This is a genomic window from Pseudomonas soli, assembly GCF_900110655.1.
GTDB lineage: Bacteria > Pseudomonadota > Gammaproteobacteria > Pseudomonadales > Pseudomonadaceae > Aquipseudomonas > Aquipseudomonas soli.
Genome location: NZ_FOEQ01000013.1, coordinates 37,866 through 51,748 on the forward strand (window position 1 = coordinate 37,866; position 13,883 = coordinate 51,748).

At 63.6% G+C, this 13,883-nt stretch carries 15 protein-coding genes; 4 read left to right on the forward strand and 11 right to left on the reverse strand.

Annotated features, from left to right (window positions below; all coding sequences use genetic code 11):
• Window positions 1-19 precede the first annotated feature (19 nt).
• The 4 genes from BMY03_RS22140 (at window position 20) to BMY03_RS22155 (ending at window position 3,357) form a co-directional block, all read left to right on the forward strand.
• Window positions 20-625, forward strand: coding sequence for an LPS-assembly lipoprotein LptE (locus BMY03_RS22140; protein ID WP_094012285.1), 606 nt, complete (start codon window positions 20-22; stop codon window positions 623-625).
• Window positions 626-662: 37 nt separating this feature from the next.
• Window positions 663-1,700, forward strand: a complete 1,038-nt coding sequence (holA, locus tag BMY03_RS22145; protein ID WP_094012286.1) for a DNA polymerase III subunit delta — start codon at window positions 663-665, stop codon at window positions 1,698-1,700.
• A gap of 116 nt (window positions 1,701-1,816) precedes the next feature.
• Entirely contained in the window at window positions 1,817-1,981 is a 165-nt protein-coding gene (gene arfA / locus BMY03_RS22150) for an alternative ribosome rescue factor ArfA (protein ID WP_023630277.1), read from the forward strand.
• 62 nt (window positions 1,982-2,043) lie between these two features.
• Window positions 2,044-3,357 (forward strand): lytic murein transglycosylase, encoded by a 1,314-nt coding sequence (locus BMY03_RS22155; protein WP_023630276.1) that lies wholly within the window; start codon window positions 2,044-2,046, stop codon window positions 3,355-3,357.
• A 34-nt stretch (window positions 3,358-3,391) separates the two neighbouring features.
• Here the strand turns inward: BMY03_RS22155 and BMY03_RS22160 are convergent, their stop codons facing one another.
• The 11 genes from BMY03_RS22160 to rsfS all read right to left on the reverse strand — a co-directional run bounded on the left by BMY03_RS22160 (window position 3,392) and on the right by rsfS (window position 13,857).
• A complete protein-coding gene (locus BMY03_RS22160; RefSeq protein WP_094012287.1) occupies window positions 3,392-4,330 on the reverse strand; it encodes a S66 peptidase family protein in 939 nt (312 codons plus the stop codon).
• 98 nt (window positions 4,331-4,428) lie between these two features.
• Window positions 4,429-5,445, reverse strand: a complete 1,017-nt coding sequence (gene lipA, locus BMY03_RS22165) for a lipoyl synthase (protein ID WP_023630274.1) — start codon at window positions 5,443-5,445, stop codon at window positions 4,429-4,431.
• 2 nt (window positions 5,446-5,447) lie between these two features.
• Entirely contained in the window at window positions 5,448-6,095 is a 648-nt protein-coding gene (lipB, locus tag BMY03_RS22170; RefSeq protein WP_023630273.1) for a lipoyl(octanoyl) transferase LipB, read from the reverse strand.
• Window positions 6,095-6,370, reverse strand: a complete 276-nt coding sequence (locus tag BMY03_RS22175; RefSeq protein ID WP_023630272.1) for a DUF493 domain-containing protein — start codon at window positions 6,368-6,370, stop codon at window positions 6,095-6,097. The genes lipB and BMY03_RS22175 overlap by 1 nt, the downstream gene beginning before the upstream one ends.
• Window positions 6,371-6,440: 70 nt before the next feature.
• A complete protein-coding gene (locus tag BMY03_RS22180; RefSeq protein ID WP_023630271.1) occupies window positions 6,441-7,601 on the reverse strand; it encodes a D-alanyl-D-alanine carboxypeptidase family protein in 1,161 nt (386 codons plus the stop codon).
• Window positions 7,602-7,866: 265 nt separating this feature from the next.
• The gene (locus BMY03_RS22185) at window positions 7,867-8,865 is read right to left on the reverse strand and encodes a septal ring lytic transglycosylase RlpA family protein (RefSeq protein ID WP_038707279.1); all 999 of its coding nucleotides are present in this window, start codon (window positions 8,863-8,865) and stop codon (window positions 7,867-7,869) included.
• A complete protein-coding gene (gene mltB, locus BMY03_RS22190) occupies window positions 8,866-9,876 on the reverse strand; it encodes a lytic murein transglycosylase B (RefSeq protein ID WP_094012327.1) in 1,011 nt (336 codons plus the stop codon).
• Window positions 9,877-9,893: 17 nt separating this feature from the next.
• Entirely contained in the window at window positions 9,894-10,997 is a 1,104-nt protein-coding gene (gene rodA, locus BMY03_RS22195; protein WP_052062270.1) for a rod shape-determining protein RodA, read from the reverse strand.
• A 38-nt stretch (window positions 10,998-11,035) separates the two neighbouring features.
• The gene (mrdA, locus tag BMY03_RS22200) at window positions 11,036-12,934 is read right to left on the reverse strand and encodes a penicillin-binding protein 2 (RefSeq protein WP_094012288.1); all 1,899 of its coding nucleotides are present in this window, start codon (window positions 12,932-12,934) and stop codon (window positions 11,036-11,038) included.
• A 17-nt stretch (window positions 12,935-12,951) separates the two neighbouring features.
• On the reverse strand, window positions 12,952-13,419 hold the full coding sequence (gene rlmH / locus BMY03_RS22205; RefSeq protein ID WP_023631106.1) for a 23S rRNA (pseudouridine(1915)-N(3))-methyltransferase RlmH: 468 nt from the start codon (window positions 13,417-13,419) through the stop codon (window positions 12,952-12,954).
• 9 nt (window positions 13,420-13,428) lie between these two features.
• A complete protein-coding gene (rsfS, locus tag BMY03_RS22210; RefSeq protein ID WP_031315360.1) occupies window positions 13,429-13,857 on the reverse strand; it encodes a ribosome silencing factor in 429 nt (142 codons plus the stop codon).
• Window positions 13,858-13,883: the final 26 nt, after the last annotated feature.

The window sequence follows — 13,883 nt, forward strand, 5'->3', positions numbered from 1 at the left end:
CCACGAGGGAGCAACACACATGATCAAACGCAATCTGCTGGTAATGGGCCTGGCTGTGCTGCTCAGCGCCTGCGGTTTCCAGCTGCGCGGAACCGGCACTACCGAACTGACCATCAAGGAGCTGGACCTCAGCGCCCGCAACGCCTATGGCGAGACCATTACCCAACTGCGCCGTACGCTGCAGAACAGTGGTGTCAAAGTGTACAACGGCGCCCCCTACAAGCTCGTGCTCACCAATGAGCAGGAGAGCCAGCGCGCCGCGACCTATACAGGTGGCAGCCGCTCAGCCGAGTACGAGCTGACCACTGTGCTGAATTACACAGTCGAGGGCCAGAACGACACGGTACTGCTGGAAGACAAGCTGCAGGTACAGAAGTACTACGTCTACGATGGCAACAACATCAACGGCTCGGGCCAGGAAGCCGTCCAGGTCCGTCAGGAAATGCGCCGTGACCTGGTCCAAGGCATGATGGTCCGCCTTCAGCAACTGACTCCGGTGCGCCTGCAAGACCTTCAGCACAAGGCCGACGAACGCGCCAAGGCTGAAGCCCGCGCCCTCCAGGAGGCACAGCGTATCCAGGACGAGACGCCCCAGCAGTCGCCGCTGGAAGTCCCGGCTCCCTGAGCCTGAACGGGGCACCTGAGGTGCCCCGCCCTTCGCCATGAAGCTCTCCCCCGCTCAACTCAACAAGCACCTGCAAGGCCAGCTGGCGCCCGTCTACATCGTCAGCGGTGACGACCCGCTGCTGTGCCAGGAGGCCGCCGACGCCATCCGCAGCGCCGCGCGCCAGCAGGGCTACGACGAACGCCAGGTGTTCAGCGCCGATGCCAACTTCGACTGGGGCAATCTGCTGCTGGCCGGGGCAAGCCTGTCGTTGTTCGCCCAGCGCCGGCTGCTGGAGCTGCGCCTGCCCTCGGGCAAGCCCGGCGACAAAGGCGCTGCCGCGCTGATGGAATACTGCGCCAACCCGGCCGAGGACACGCTACTGCTGATCAGCCTGCCCAAGCTCGATGGCAGCGCGCAGAAAACCAAGTGGGGCAAGGCCTTGATCGAAGGCGCGCACTGCCAGTTCATCCAGATCTGGCCAGTGGACGCCCAGCAATTGCCGCAGTGGATCAACCAGCGCCTGTCCCAGGCCGGGCTGTCGGCCCAGCGTGACGCCATCGACCTGATCGCCGCTCGGGTCGAGGGCAACCTGCTGGCCGCCGCCCAGGAGATCGAGAAGCTCAAGTTGCTCGCCGAGGGCAACCAGATCACCGTCGAGACCGTCCAGGCCGCTGTTGCCGACAGCGCCCGCTTCGATGTGTTCGGGTTGGTCGATGCCATTCTCAATGGCGAAGCGGCCCATGCCCTGCGCATGCTCGAGGGGCTACGCGGCGAAGGTGTCGAGCCGCCGGTCATTCTCTGGGCCCTTGCCCGCGAACTGCGCCTGCTGGCCGGCCTCGCGCAGCAGTTCAGCCAGGGCGTGCCACTGGACAAGGCGTTCAGCCAGGCCCGACCGCCGGTGTGGGACAAGCGCCGTCCGCTGGTGAGCAAAGCCTTGCAGCGCCTCTCTGCGCAGCGCTGGGCCATGCTCCTGCAGGATGCCCAGCGTATCGATGCACAGATCAAGGGCCAGGCCGAGGGCTCGCCATGGACCAGTCTGGCGCGCTTGTCGCTGCTCATGGCCGGGCAGCGCCTGGCGCTGCCCGCCGAGTAAGGCTCATCGTGGGTCACGCCCGCGATGAGCCCTGACGCCATAAACACAATCAATTGGCTCACATAGCGCTACAGGCCTAGAGTGCGCCCGCAATCCACACAGATCGGGGATCCACCATGAGCAAGAAGCCGAAGAAGCACGGCCCCAACAAGGCCAAGTCGATCATCGCCCAACCACTGTTCCGCTGCCGCCAGGAACAGGCAGGAAAAGGCAAAGGCAGCTACCGCCGCGAAGCCTTCCAATCGAGAGATTGGGAGGCTTCCTGCTTTATGGCCGCCTGAAAAGGCATGAAATGCGCAGGCATGGTATGGTCGGCACCTGACCTGCAATTCTGGATCTGTGCATGCCCTCTCGTCTCACTCTCCGCTGGCAACCCCGCCAGCTGATCGCGGCCACAAGCTTCATCCTGCTCGTCGCCTGCGCCGAGAAACCCACCGCCGCCGATGCCCTGCCGCTGGCACCCGCCCAGCCTGCACCCGTCGTTACGCTACCCGGCGCCACGCCCGATAGCAGCAGCGAAATCCAGCCCCTGCAGACCTTCGCCCAATGGCAGGCCGGTTTCCGCGAGCAAGCCCTGCAAGCCGGGATCAGCGTCAGCCTGTTCGACCGCGCCTTCCTCGGCGTCACTCCGGACATGGACGTGATCAAGGCCGACCGCAGCCAACCGGAGTTCAGCCGCCCGGTCTGGGAATACCTGGACGGTGCCCTGTCGCCGCTGCGCGTACGCAACGGCAAGAAACTGCTCGAACAGAATGCCGAGCTGTTGACCCGCATCGAGCAACGCTACGGCGTCGACCGCCAGGTGCTGGTTTCGGTGTGGGGCATGGAGAGCAACTTCGGCCAGTTTCAGGGCAGCAAGTCGGTGATCCGTTCGCTGGCCACCCTGGCCTATGAAGGCCGCCGCCCACAGTTCGCCCAGGACCAGCTGATCGCCGCCCTGCAGATCCTGCAAAACGGCGACATCCAGCCTGACGCGATGCGCGGTTCCTGGGCCGGCGCCATGGGCCAGACCCAGTTCATCCCGACCACCTACCTCACTCACGCGGTGGATTTCGACGGTGATGGTCGCCGTGACATCTGGAACAGCACCGCTGACGCCCTGGCATCCACCGCGCACTACCTGCAGGCCTCCGGCTGGAAGCGTGGCCAACCTTGGGGCTTCGAGGTACAGGTACCTGCCGGTTTCGACTGGTGGCTGGCCGATGGCAGCCAGCGCAAGAGCGTCAGCGAATGGTTGCAGCTGGGCGTGAAACTGCCCGCCGGCACCGCATTGCCCGCTGGCAGCAACCAGCTGTCCGCTGCCCTGCTGCTTCCCGCTGGTGCCCGTGGGCCGGCGTTCCTGGTGCTGGACAACTTCCGCGCGATCCTCAAGTACAACAACTCGTCCTCCTACGCGCTGGCGGTGAGCCTGCTGGGGGATCGCTTCTACGGTTGGGGGTTCATTGCCGGCAGCTGGCCGAAAGAAGACCTGCCGCTAAGCCGCAGCGAACGTATCGAGCTGCAGACCTTGCTCAACGCCAGTGGCCATGAGGCAGGCAATCCCGACGGGATCATCGGTGCCAATACCCGCAAGGCCATTCGCAATGCGCAGCAGGCGCAGGGCTGGCCGGCGGATGGTTATCCGACGCACAAGCTGCTCGACAGCCTGCGTCGCTAGAACGTATCGGGGCCGCAAAGCGGCCCCAACTGTTTCAGGCTTTGAACAAGGCCTGTTCGAGCACCAGCCGCTTTTCTCCCGCTTCAAGCCTGACCCTCGCCCCCAACGGCAGGCACACATTCGGGTCACAATGCCCGCTACGCCACCCCGCCAGCACCGGCACCCCGAGCGGGCCGAAGATATCCAGCAGCAAGGGCGTCATGGCCGCGACCGTGATCCCGGCAAAATCCCCCACCAGTACACCACGCACGCCCGCGAGCTTGCCGGCCAGGCGCAATTGGGTCAGCAGGCGGTCGACACGATAGAGCGGCTCGTTGACGTCCTCGATGAACAGGATGCTGCCCTGAGTGTCGACTTCGCCCAAGGTCGCCAATGTTGCCCCAAGCACCGACAGGTTGCCGCCAACCAACCTGCCACTGGCCACTCCGGGAATGATTCCGGTCAGCGCAAAAGCCGCCGGATGGGCAATCTCGTCCCCCGCCACTACCTGCCCGCCAAGCTGGTCGAACAATGAGCGTACGGTCGGCTCCAGCTTCGCTCCCAGCAAGTCGGCATTGAGCATCGCCCCATGGAAGGTCACCAACCCCGCATGCCGGTTGATCGCCGTATGCAAGGCGGTGATATCGCTGTAGCCCACCAGTGGCTTGGGGTGACGGCGGATCAGGTCGAAGTCGATACGGTCCAGCAGGCGCATGCTGCCGTAGCCCCCGCGCATGCACAGGATCGCGTCGATGTCCGGGTCACGGAACGCGTCATGCAGGTCTCGCAGGCGCTGCTCATCGCTGCCCGCCAGGTAGCCGTCCGCCTGCAGCACCCCGGGGTAGATCCGGCACTGGTGCCCACGCTTCTCGAACCATTGGCGAGCCTTGTCGGTATCGAGCCGCGCCGGGCCAGCCGGGGCGATGATGGCGAAACGGGCGTTGCCAGGCAGTGCCTTGGGCAACAGGGGGTCAGCGGTCTCCAGGCAATTCATCGCGCCACTCCTTGCAGCTCGTCGCTTGAAACATGCAGCTCAAAAAAATGCCGATGCCGCCTTCCGGCGCGCATCGGCATATCCCGCTCAAGCCCGACTCAGAGCTTGATCTTGGCTTCGTGAGCCTGCTGGTCGGCGTGGTACGACGAGCGTACCAGAGGACCGGAGGCGACGTTCTTGAAGCCCATCTTGTAACCTTCCTCGGCGAACCAGGCGAAGGTGTCCGGGTGCACGAAGCGCTGTACTGGCAAGTGGTTGCGCGACGGCTGCAGGTACTGGCCGAGGGTGAGCATGTCGATATCGTGCTCGCGCATGCGGTGCATCACCTCGATGACCTCCTCGTCGGTCTCGCCCAGCCCCAGCATCAGGCCGGACTTGGTCGGTACGTGCGGGACCATTTGCTTGAACTTCTGCAGCAGGTCCAGCGACCAGTCGTAGTCCGAGCCCGGGCGTGCCGCCTTGTACAGGCGCGGCACTGTCTCGAGGTTGTGGTTGAATACGTCCGGCGGGGTCTGTGCGGTAATTTCCAGCGCCACGTCCATACGGCCGCGATAGTCCGGCACCAGGGTCTCAAGCTGCACGCCCGGCGACAGCGCGCGGATCTCGCGGATGCAGTCGGCGAAGTGCTGGGCACCGCCATCACGCAGGTCGTCGCGGTCCACCGAGGTGATCACCACGTACTTCAGGCGCAGGTCGGCGATGGCCACGGCAAGGTTCTTCGGCTCGTCGACATCCAGCGGCTTCGGCCGGCCGTGACCGACGTCGCAGAACGGGCAGCGGCGGGTGCAGATGTCGCCCATGATCATGAAGGTGGCGGTACCGCCAGAGAAGCACTCACCCAGGTTCGGGCAGGAAGCTTCTTCGCATACGCTGTGCAGCTTGTGCTTGCGCAGCAGTTGCTTGATGCGGTCGACTTCCGGGGAAACCGGAATGCGCACGCGGATCCAGTCGGGCTTTTTCGGCAGCTCTTCGGTGGGGATGATCTTCACCGGGATACGTGCCACCTTGTCGGCGCCACGCAGCTTCACGCCGGCTTCCACTTTCTTGGGAGCAGGGCGCGGGGTGACGTCTTGCGTCGAGATCAGGTTCGGCACGGTTTCTTGCACAGTTGTCATAATCAGTCGATTCCGCCCGTCAGGGTCGTCTGCTCAGCATAGTCGAGGTGCTTGACCAGCTGTCCGCGCAGCCTTGTCCTGACCTCAGTGAGTTCGATCGGACCTGCCAGGTCGCGCAGCTGGGTCATGGCCAGCCCCGCATACCCACAGGGGTTGATTCGGCGGAATGGCGCAAGGTCCATGTCCACGTTCAGGGCAAGGCCGTGGAACGAACGGCCATTGCGGATTCGAAGGCCAAGGGACGCGATCTTCGCGCCATCGACATAGACGCCCGGAGCGTCGGGTTTGGCCACCGCTTGCACGCCATAGCTGGCGAGCAGGTCTATGAGGGTCTGCTCGATGCGACTGACCAGCTCGCGTACGCCGATACTCAGGCGGCGCACATCCAGCAGCAGGTAGGCCACCAGCTGGCCGGGGCCATGGTAGGTGACCTGTCCGCCGCGGTCGGTCTGCACCACCGGTATCTCGCCGGGCACCAGTAGGTGTTCGGCCTTGCCGGCCTGGCCCTGGGTGAACACCGGAGGATGCTCGACCAGCCAGACTTCGTCCAGGCTGTCCGGGCCGCGCTGCTCGGTAAAGCGACGCATGGCCTCCAGCACCGGTTCATAGGGCTGCAGGCCAAGATCGCGAAAACCGAGGCAAGCGGGCATCACAGCACCATTTTCACGATGCCGGTAGCGCGCAAGGCGCTGTTGATGTCGTGCAACTGGTCCTCACCGGTGGCAACGATATGCAGTTGCACCGTGGTGTACTTGCCTTCCTTGCTCTGGCGTTCGGCCAGCGTCGAGAGGTCGACCTTGGCGTACTTGCTGAGAATTTCGATTACCGTGTCCTTGAAACCGACAACGGTGTCACCGATCACCTTGATCGGGTAATCCTCGCAGGGGAATTCGATCTTGTGCGACTTGACGTCTTCTTCGCTCATGGCGGAAACGGCCTCGTAAGCCGTGGCAGCAGCGCCCCCGCCTGGTTCACGGGGGCGTGCAAGTCACGTATCAGTTGAACAAACCGTAGAAGAACAGGCGGATGCTGTCCCACATGCGGCCGAAGAAACCTGCTTCCTCGACGCCGTCCAGGGCGATGAGGTCGGCACTGTGAACCACTTTCTCATCCAGTTTGACTTCCACTTTGCCGATGACGTCACCTTTGGCAATCGGAGCGGTCAGTTGCGGGTTCATGGTCATCGACGCCTGGAGGCGTTTCAATTGGCCTTTAGGCATGGTCATGGTCAGGTCGTTGGCCAGGCCGGCCTTGACCTGGTTGGTCGCGCCTTTCCAAACCTGGGCTTGAGTCAGCTCGGTACCCTTCTGGTAGAAGGTCTGGGTTTCAAAGAAGCGGAAACCGTAGGTCAGCAGCTTCTGGGTCTCGGCGGCGCGGGACTGCTCGCTGTTGGTGCCAAATACCACGGCGATCAGGCGCTGGCCGTCACGCACAGCCGAGGCGACCATGCAGTAGCCGGCTTCGTCGGTGTGGCCGGTCTTCAGGCCGTCGACGGTCTTGTCGCGCCACAGCAGCAGGTTGCGGTTAGGCTGCTTGATGTTGTTCCAGAAGAACTCTTTCTGCGAATAGATGGCGTAGTGCGCCGGATCTTCGTTGATGATCGCGCGCGCCAGCAGGGCCATGTCGTGGGCCGAGGAGTAGTGCTCCGGGTTCGGCAGGCCGGTGGGGTTCATGAAGTGGCTGTTGGCCATGCCCAGGTCGGTGGCGGTCTTGTTCATCATGTCGGCGAAGGCATCTTCGCTGCCGGCGATGTGCTCGGACAGGGCGACCGATGCGTCATTGCCGGACTGGATGATGATGCCGTGCAGCAGGTCGCTGACGGTCACCTGGCTGCCAACCTTGATGAACATGCGCGAACCGCCGGTGCGCCAGGCGTTCTCACTGACGGTCACCGGGTCGTTCTCGCCAATCTGGCCACGACGAATGTCCAGGGTGGCGATGTAGGCGGTCATCAGCTTGGTCAGGCTGGCTGGCGGCAGGCGCTCGTCACCGTTGTTCTCGACCAGCACGTTGCCGCTGGACGCGTCCATGAGTACGTAGGACTTGGCGGCCAGTTGCGGTGGTGCCGGCATCATCTGCTCCGCTGCGAAGGCAGCAGGCGTGATCATCAGCAGAACAGGCAGGCAAAGTCGTTTGGCAAGGTTGGTGATGTTCATCCGTCTCTCGTAAATCGCTAATGGTCTGATGTTCCGTGGGCAAGTTCATTTGCCCAGCGCCCCGTCAGTCTAGTTTTATGGCCTGTGGCCTGGCCCAGAAAGTGCGGCGTAATGCCGCTGCGGGCAAAAGCGGCATTGTACATACCTACGACCGGCAATTCATGAACAAACCGACAGGTCGGTGTGCTGATTCATTGCGGGGCATACCCGCTCCCACGCCGTTCGGACCACCTGGCATGGGCGCGGGTTCGCTGCGCGATGCCGCTCAGTCAGTCACGACTTTCGCCTGGCCTAGATTGGCCAGGCGAATGCTGTCCTGTGCCTGCTGGATCTCGCCCTGGCTGTTGATCGGCCCCAGGCGCACTCGATGCAGGGTCTGCTGGTTACGCACCACGGAGCTGATGAATACTGGTGCGCTGACCATGGTGCTCAGCTTCGAGCGGAGCAATTCAGCGGCGTCCGGGTTGGCGAACGCGCCCACTTGCAAGATGCTGCCGCCGCTGGCATTCGGCACATTGTTTCCGCCCACCTGCACCGGCACCACGGGCGCCGCGTGTTGCTGCGGCGGCGGGGTCCACTGCTCGACACGCCCGGTGCTGGCGGGAATCGGCTGGGCCTGAGCGACCTGCGGCTCCTTGAGCACCATCGGCGGCTGCTGGCCACGCTGGGCCCACCATTGTTGCGGGTCGATGCCCTCGACGCGCACGTGGGCGGTGCCGATCTCGGCATAGCCAAGCTTCTTCGCCGCCGCGTAGGACAGATCGATGATCCGGTCGGAGTAGAACGGACCACGGTCGTTGACTCGCAGAATCACACTACGCCCGTTGGCCAGGTTGGTCACCCGCACGTAGGCCGGCAGCGGCAGGGTCTTGTGCGCCGCGCTCATGCCGTAGAGGTCATAGAGCTCGCCGTTGGCAGTGTTCTGGCCATGGAACTTGGTGCCATACCACGACGCGGTACCCTCGGCGCGGTAGTTGCGCGAGTCCTGCATCGGGTAGTAGGTCTTGCCCAGCACCGTATACGGGTTGGCCTTGTAGTTGCCGGTGTGCACGGTCGGCGTGGCGTCGGGGATCTTGTTGACGTCCACGTCCCACCAGGGCGCGCCATCCTTGTGGGCACGGTTGATGTCCAGGCCCGGTTGCGCACGCACGGTGTTGCCGCTCTGCGGGGTGGAGGGCCGGCTCGACGAGCAACTGGCCAGCACCAGGCCGACGGCGACGCAGGTCAGCAGTTTTGCGGTATTTACAGTGAAGATTTCGCGCATTTACTTGACGCCCCGTGCCAGAACCAGCTGTTCCGAAAGCTGATGCACCGCCATGGCATACATCACGCTGCGGTTGTAGCGAGTGATCGCGTAGAAATTCTTCAGGCCCATCCAATACTCAGGGCCGTATTCACCTTCCAGGCGGAAGGCGGTGACCGGCAGATCATCGCGCAGCGCATCATGACTCGACCAGCCCAGCGCCCGCAACTGCGCGACCGTCTTCACCGGCTCGATGCCGCTGGTCAGGCCTTCGTCGGCGCGCTCGCCACGCACGGTGGCACGGCTGACCACAGGCTCCCCGGCCACCCAGCCGTGGCGCTTGAAGTAGCTGGCGACACTGCCGATGGCATCGTCCGGGTTGTTCCAGATATTGATGTGCCCGTCGCCGTCGAAGTCCACGGCATAGGCTCGGAAGCTGCTCGGCATGAACTGCGGCAGGCCCATGGCGCCGGCGTAGGAGCCCTTGAGCGTGAGCGGGTCAAGTTGCTCTTCGCGGGCCAGCAGAAGGAATTCGCGCAGCTCCTTGCGGAAGAATTCGGCGCGTGGCGGGTAATCGAAGCCCAGCGTGGACAGCGCGTCGATGACGCGATAGTTGCCGGTATTGCGGCCGAAGAAGGTTTCCACCCCGATGATCGAGACAATCACCTGCGCCGGCACGCCGTATTCCTGCTCGGCGCGGGCCAGCACGGCCTCGTGCTGGCGCCAGAAGTCCACGCCACGGGCGATGCGCGCATCGGTGATGAACATCGGGCGGTATTCCTTCCACGGCTTGACCCGTTCGGCCGGCCGCGAGATCGCGTCGAGGATCGCCTGCTTGCGCTGCACCTCACGGAACACATCCATCAGTTGCTCGCCGGCAAAGCCGTAGTCGCGAGTCATCTCGCCAACGAACTCGGCCACTTGTGGCGAACCATCATAGTCACCGGCATTGGCCTGCTGGACTGCGCCGAGCAGACCCAACGCGCCGAACCACGGCGCCAGGCGGGCAGCCCAGCCACGCACTGCTTGCATGAAATTCTTCACCTTTTTCAAACCTGTGCGATCCATTTGCGGTGCGTATGGATCGACATCAGAACGCCAAACGCTGACAGCAGCGTCACCAACGAAGTTCCGCCATAGCTGATAAAGGGCAGCGGCACGCCCACCACGGGCAGAAGGCCGCTGACCATACCGATATTGACGAACACATAAACAAAGAAGGTCATGGTCAGGCTGCCCGCGAGCAGCTTGCCGAACAGGGTTTGGGCCTGGGCGGTGATCATCAGCCCGCGGCCGATCAACAGGATGTAGATCAGCAGCAGCAGGCAGATGCCAACCAGGCCGAACTCCTCGCCGAGCACGGCGATGATAAAGTCGGTGTGGCTCTCGGGCAGGAAGTCCAGGTGCGACTGGGTGCCCAGCAGCCAGCCCTTGCCGAACACGCCGCCCGAACCGATGGCCGCCTTCGACTGGATGATGTTCCAGCCGGTGCCCAGCGGGTCGCTTTCCGGATCGAGGAAGGTCAGCACGCGCTGTTTCTGGTAGTCATGCATGACGAAGAACCACATTGCCACCGCCACCGGCACCGCCGCCGCGATCACGCTGACGATCCAGCGCCAGCGCAGCCCGCCCATGAACAGGACGAAGGCGCCGGAGGCGAGGATCAGCAGCGCCGTGCCCAGGTCGGGCTGACGCACGATGAGGATGAATGGCACGCCGATCAGGATCAGGCTGATCGCCACATGCTTGAGGTGCGGCGGCAAGGTGCGCTTGGACAGGTACCAGGCGATGGTCGCCGGCATGATGATCTTCATGAATTCCGAGGGCTGGAAGCGGATCACCCCGGGAATGTTGATCCACCGCGTGGCGCCCATGGCGTTGTGGCCCATGACGTCAACCACGATCAACAGGAATACCCCGGCCAGGTACGCCAGCGGCACCCAACGCGCCATGAAGCGCGGCTCGAGTTGGGCGATGATGAACATCGACACCAGGCCGATGCCGAATGAGCTGGCCTGCTTCATCAGCAGGTCCCAGTTCTTGCCGCTGGCCGAATACAGCACGAACAGGCTGCCGGCGGCGAGCGTCAGCAGGATAAGCAGCAAGGGACCATCGATATGGATGCGCTGCAGGAAGCTGGCGCGCCTGCGCATCACGTCCTCGCTGGAGAGCATGCGGTCGAAGTTGTTCTTCACGGGGCCGATTCCTGGGCGACTGTGGCGGGGGCGAACTCGGGCTTGAGCCGGCCATTCTCGTCAAGCAGCCAGGCATCCATGACCTGACGTACCACGGGGGCAGCGACGCCGGATCCGGACTCGCCGTTCTCGACCATCACCGAGACCACGATCCTGGGGGCGTCAGCCGGGGCGAAGGCGACAAACAGGGCGTGGTCGCGGTGGCGTTCCTGGAGTTTGTTGCGGTCGTACTTCTCGCCTTGCTTGATCGCCACTACCTGGGCGGTACCGCTCTTGCCAGCGATGCGGTACTGCGAGCCGATTGCGGCCTTGCGGGCGGTGCCGCGGGCGCCGTGCATCACCTGCTCCATGCCATGGGTGACCCGGGCCCAGTCGGACTTGTCGCGCAGTACGATGTTTTCCATTGGGTTTTCGTCCACCGGCGGCTGGCCTTCAATGGTCTTGGCCAGGTGCGGACGGTTCCATACCCCTTTGTTGGCAATCAACGCGGTGGCCTGGGCCAACTGCAGCGGCGTGGTCTGCATATAGCCTTGGCCGATGCCGAGAATCAGCGTTTCGCCGGGGAACCAGGCCTGGCGGCGAGTCGCGCGCTTCCACTCACGGGAAGGCATCAAGCCGGGCGACTCCTCGAACATGTCCAGGGCGACCTTCTGCCCGATACCGAACTTGTTCATGTAGCTGGACAGCCGATCGATACCCATCTTGTGCGCAAGATCGTAGAAATACGTGTCGTTTGACCGCATGATCGCCACATCCAGATCAACCCAACCATCGCCGGTACGGTTCCAGTTGCGGTATTTGTGATCGTAGTTGGGCAGTTGATAGTAACCCGGGTCGAACACCCGGCTGCCCGCCGTCACCACGCCACTGTCGAGCCCGGCGATCGCCACCGCCGGCTTGATGGTCGAGCCCGGCGGGTAGAGGCCGCGCAGCACGCGGTTGAACAGCGGCCGGTCGATCGAGTCGCGCAGTTCGGCGTAGGCCTTGAAACCGATGCCGGTAACGAACAGGTTGGGGTCGAAACTCGGCTGGCTGACCATCGCCAGTACCTCGCCGGTGCGCGGGTCGAGGGCGACGATGGCGCCACGGCGCCCGCCCAACGCCTGCTCGGCGGCTTCCTGCAGCTTGATGTCGAGGCTCAGGACAATATCCTTGCCCGGCTTCGGATCGGTGCGTTTGAGCACCCGCAGAACCCGCCCGCGAGCGTTGGTCTCGACTTCCTCGTAGCCCACCTGGCCATGCAGTTCGTCTTCGTAGAAGCGCTCGATGCCGGTCTTGCCGATATGGTGGGTGCCGCTGTAGTTCACCGGGTCGAGAGTCTTCAGTTCCTTCTCGTTGATCCGCCCGACATAGCCCACCGAATGGGCGAAATGCGCGCCCTGAGGATAGTGGCGAACCAGCTGCGCCGCCACCTCCACACCAGGCAAACGGAACTGATTGACCGCGATGCGGGCGATCTGCTGTTCGTTGAGCTCGAACAGGATCGGCACCGGCTCGAACGGCCTGCGCCCCTGCTTCATGCGCTTTTCGAACAGGGCACGGTCGTCAGGGGTGAGCTCGAGCACCTCGACGATCACGTCCAGCACATCCTGCCATTTGCCCGGGTTGCCAGCGCGTTCGCGGGTCATCACCAGGCTGAAGCTGGGGCGGTTGTCGGCCACCACCACGCCGTTGCGGTCGAAGATCAGCCCGCGTGTCGGCGGGATCGGCTGCACATGCACCCGGTTGTTCTCCGACAGCGTCGAGTGATAGTCGTACTGGATGACCTGCAGGTAATACAGCCGGGCGATCAATACGCAGACGAGCAGCACCACCGCCACGGCGCCCACGACGACGCGGTTGCGCACCAGGCGGGCGTCTTTCTCGTGGTCCTTGAGGCGGATCTGCTGCGGCATCGGACAGGCTTACAGGTTCATTTGTGGTAGGGATGCCCAGACAACACGGTCCAGGCGCGGTAGATCTGCTCGCCGATGAGTATCCTTACCAACGGGTGCGGCAATGTCAGCGGCGACAACGACCAGCGCTGCTCGCTGCGTGCGCAGACTTCCGGCGCCAGCCCTTCCGGGCCGCCCACCATCAGGTTGACCGTACGCGCATCCAGGCGCCAACGGTCCAGCTCGCCCGCCAGTTGCTCGGTACTCCAGGGCTTGCCATGGACCTCGAGGGTGACGATGCGTTCCCCGGGCTGCACCTTGCTCAGCATCGCCTCGCCCTCCTGACGGATCAGGCGGGCGACATCGGCGTTCTTGCCGCGGGTGTTCAGCGGGATTTCCACCAGCTCCAGCGCAAGCTCCGGGGGCAGGCGCTTGGCATATTCATGCCAGCCTTCCTCGACCCACTTGGGCATGCGCGAGCCGACCGCGATCAGGCGCAGACGCACGACGCTTCCTTATTCCCGGTCCTTGAGCTTGTCGGAGTACTCGTGAGCGTGCTCCGGGCTGTGGTGCTTGCCGTCGTTGGCGCGGCTCTGCTCGGCGCCCAGCCACAGGCGTTCCAGGTCGTAGAACTGGCGGGCGGCGGCGGTCATCATGTGCACGATGACGTCGTTCAGGTCCAGCAGCACCCAGTCGCTGTCGCCCTTGCCTTCTTCGCCCAATGGCTGTGCGCCCTTGGCCTTGACCGCTTCACGGACCTTTTCCAGCATCGCGTTGATCTGGCGGTTGGAAGTACCGGTGGCGATGATCATGTAGTCGGTCAGGCTGTGCTTTTCACGCACGTCGATGACCTGGATGTCCTGGGCCTTGACGTCTTCCAGCGCGGCCTTGGTCAGTTCGACCAGTTCTTCGCCGCTGATGCCGTTGATTTTCTGCTTGGTCATATAAAACTCGTTCAACTCATTGATTG